At 62.0% G+C, this 2,213-nt stretch carries 5 protein-coding genes; 4 read left to right on the forward strand and 1 reads right to left on the reverse strand.

The window, feature by feature from the left end; translation table 11 throughout:
* The 4 genes from BG35_RS13275 to BG35_RS0109475 form a co-directional block, all read left to right on the forward strand.
* On the forward strand, window positions 1-324 hold a 324-nt coding region (locus BG35_RS13275), incomplete at its 5' end, for a hypothetical protein (protein ID WP_236619849.1).
* 19 nt (window positions 325-343) lie between these two features.
* A complete protein-coding gene (ruvA, locus tag BG35_RS0109465; protein WP_025782626.1) occupies window positions 344-1,003 on the forward strand; it encodes a Holliday junction branch migration protein RuvA in 660 nt (219 codons plus the stop codon).
* Window positions 1,004-1,050: 47 nt separating this feature from the next.
* Window positions 1,051-1,320, forward strand: a complete 270-nt coding sequence (gene rpsO / locus BG35_RS0109470; protein ID WP_025782627.1) for a 30S ribosomal protein S15 — start codon at window positions 1,051-1,053, stop codon at window positions 1,318-1,320.
* A 4-nt stretch (window positions 1,321-1,324) separates the two neighbouring features.
* The gene (locus BG35_RS0109475) at window positions 1,325-1,774 is read left to right on the forward strand and encodes a PAM68 family protein (RefSeq protein ID WP_025782628.1); all 450 of its coding nucleotides are present in this window, start codon (window positions 1,325-1,327) and stop codon (window positions 1,772-1,774) included.
* Between the two features lie 33 nt (window positions 1,775-1,807).
* Here the strand turns inward: BG35_RS0109475 and BG35_RS13850 are convergent, their stop codons facing one another.
* Window positions 1,808-1,942 (reverse strand): hypothetical protein, encoded by a 135-nt coding sequence (locus tag BG35_RS13850; protein WP_269087837.1) that lies wholly within the window; start codon window positions 1,940-1,942, stop codon window positions 1,808-1,810.
* Between the last annotated feature and the right edge of the window lie 271 nt (window positions 1,943-2,213).

Here is a 2,213-nt window from a genome sequence, read left to right on the forward strand (position 1 = left end):
GTGGATCAACTCTTGATCCACCGTGACGAACTGGTGAACGGAAACCATGAGCAACGTAAAGCAACCTTGCTGAGCATTGTGAAGACCAGCGGTCTGTCAGCCGCCGGCGCCCTTCCCGTCTCAATTTTCATGGCCATCGCCTTAATGCTGATCCCGTCGTTGACGGTGGTGATGGGGCCATTGGGACTGATCGGAGCCGCAGGCCTGGGCATTCGCCTGATCACGTCAGTGGTGAACAATCCAACACAACAGGAGAAGGACGCCATCCGGCAACTTCAAGGGTGGCTCGAACCGGTCCCTGTTTTCGGGCCATCGCTAAGCTGATCCCAGATTGAAATCGCCCATGATTGGCTGGCTGGAAGGGGAGGTGCGCCAGTTCTGGCAGCGGGGCGCCCGTCAGGGGGTGTTGCTGGTGTGCCATGGCGTTGGCTACGAGGTGGTGCTGCACCAGCGCTTCCACAGCCATGTGAGGGGGTTGCCCCAGCGGTCGGATGGTCCCCGGCAACTGGCCCTGTGTACCCACTTGCAGGTGCGGGATGACGGCTGGCTGCTCTTTGGCTTTGAGACCGATGCGGAGCGGGAGTTGTTTCGTGAACTCATCGGTGTCAGTGGCGTCGGACCCCAACTGGCCCTCGGGTTGCTGGGGTTTTTCCCCTTGCCCGAGCTGGTGCAGGCCCTGGTGCAGGCGGACCTGAAACGCCTGAGCCAGGCGCCGGGGGTGGGGCGCCGCAGTGCAGAGCGGTTGGCGGTGGAGTTGCGCCGCAAGCTGGCGGAGCGCTTTGGCCAGGAAGAGGAGGTGGCGCTGATGGATGCTGCTGCCCCGTTGCCCACCGGGGCGCTACGGCAGGACGTGGAGTTGACCCTGACGGCTTTGGGCTATGAACCCGGAGAGGTGCATCAGGCGCTAACGGCCGTGGCGGTGGACCAGGATGCCAAGAGCCCGGAGGACTGGATCCGTGGCTGTCTGCGCTGGCTGGCCTGCCGTCAGCAGGGCCATGGATGATGTTGAGGTATGCTTTTGCCTCAACATCGTTTCACCCAAGGATTTCCATGGCCCTCACCGTGGCCACGAAGCAGGCCCTGATTAACGGCTATCAGATCCATGGCACTGACACGGGCTCAGCACCGGTGCAGGTAGCCATGCTGAGCGAGCGCATCAATCAGTTGAGTCAGCACCTGCAGCGCAACAATCAGGACTACGCCTCCCGCCAGGGACTGCTGAAGATGATCGGGCGCCGCAAACGACTGCTCAGCTACATCCGTCAGCGGGACGACGGGGCGTACCGGGAGTTGATCAAACGCCTGAAGCTCAGGGGCTAGGGCCATGGCCACTGCTGAACAACCATCCAGGGGCTTTGGCGGATCCGGGGATGCCGTGGGGAATCCTGGGAAGAGGAAGGTTCAGAAGACAGCCTCCCCACGGAATCCGGCGGAAAGGAGGGACCGGCAACGTTCACGTTCCGGTATCCCCGACCATGTGGCCAACCGGATGGTGCGTCGCGTTCTCCTGCTGAGCGGGGTTCCCACCGTGATGGCCATGGGGGTGTTTGTGCTCAGCTACGTGCTGATGAACCAAGGGATCATGCGGATTGAGCCCATTGTCACCATCGGGGTGTCGGGGGTGTTCTTCGTGCTGGGACTGTTGGGCCTCAGCTACGGGGTGCTGTCCGCAAGCTGGGACGATGCACCAGGTTCCCCCTTGGGGCTGAAGCAATTTGGCGCCAACCTGCAACGGTTGCGCGCCTCGATGCGGGCCATGAAGCGGGGAGGCTAGCGGCCTGGCATCGTCCTGACGCCAGGGACTTTCTCAGCGCTGCTGCGAGAGTTGCTCGTTGCCCAGCTTTCTTTGCCGATAGGCCCAATAACCAGCGGCAACCACAACGGCCGCCAGGGGAACAGCGGAAAGCAGGAGCAGGACGGCTGCGGTGAAGTCCGTATACATGGGAAACGGTCACGTAGACTCGTTACCCATTTTGCCTTGCCATGGTCGGATCAAGAGGCCGGATTCACCCCGAATCAGGGTCTTTGATACATCGAGTGATGTTGCAGAGTCCGCTGACGCTTCCCCGGCCTCAGGACCCATAACCGGAAGACGGGGTGACCCCCGGAAGGACGGCAGAGAAGGCAATAGGGGTGCTGTGGGGCAACGGCTGAAGACGGGGATCTCATGGTGAAACCAGCCAACAGCAAGGGGGGGGAAGGGAGCAGGAGAC

The sequence above is a fragment of the Candidatus Synechococcus spongiarum SH4 genome, from assembly GCF_000586015.1.
Lineage (GTDB): Bacteria > Cyanobacteriota > Cyanobacteriia > PCC-6307 > Cyanobiaceae > Synechococcus_B > Synechococcus_B spongiarum_F.

Excerpts from the sequence above, each read along its gene's own strand:
- ruvA (WP_025782626.1), top strand. The coding sequence starts at position 344 with ATGATTGGCTGGCTGGAAGGGGAGGTGCGCCAGTTCTGGCAGCGGGGC.
- rpsO (WP_025782627.1), top strand. The coding sequence starts at position 1,051 with ATGGCCCTCACCGTGGCCACGAAGCAGGCCCTGATTAACGGCTATCAG.
- BG35_RS0109475 (WP_025782628.1), top strand. The coding sequence starts at position 1,325 with ATGGCCACTGCTGAACAACCATCCAGGGGCTTTGGCGGATCCGGGGAT.
- BG35_RS13850 (WP_269087837.1), bottom strand. The coding sequence starts at position 1,942 with ATGTATACGGACTTCACCGCAGCCGTCCTGCTCCTGCTTTCCGCTGTT.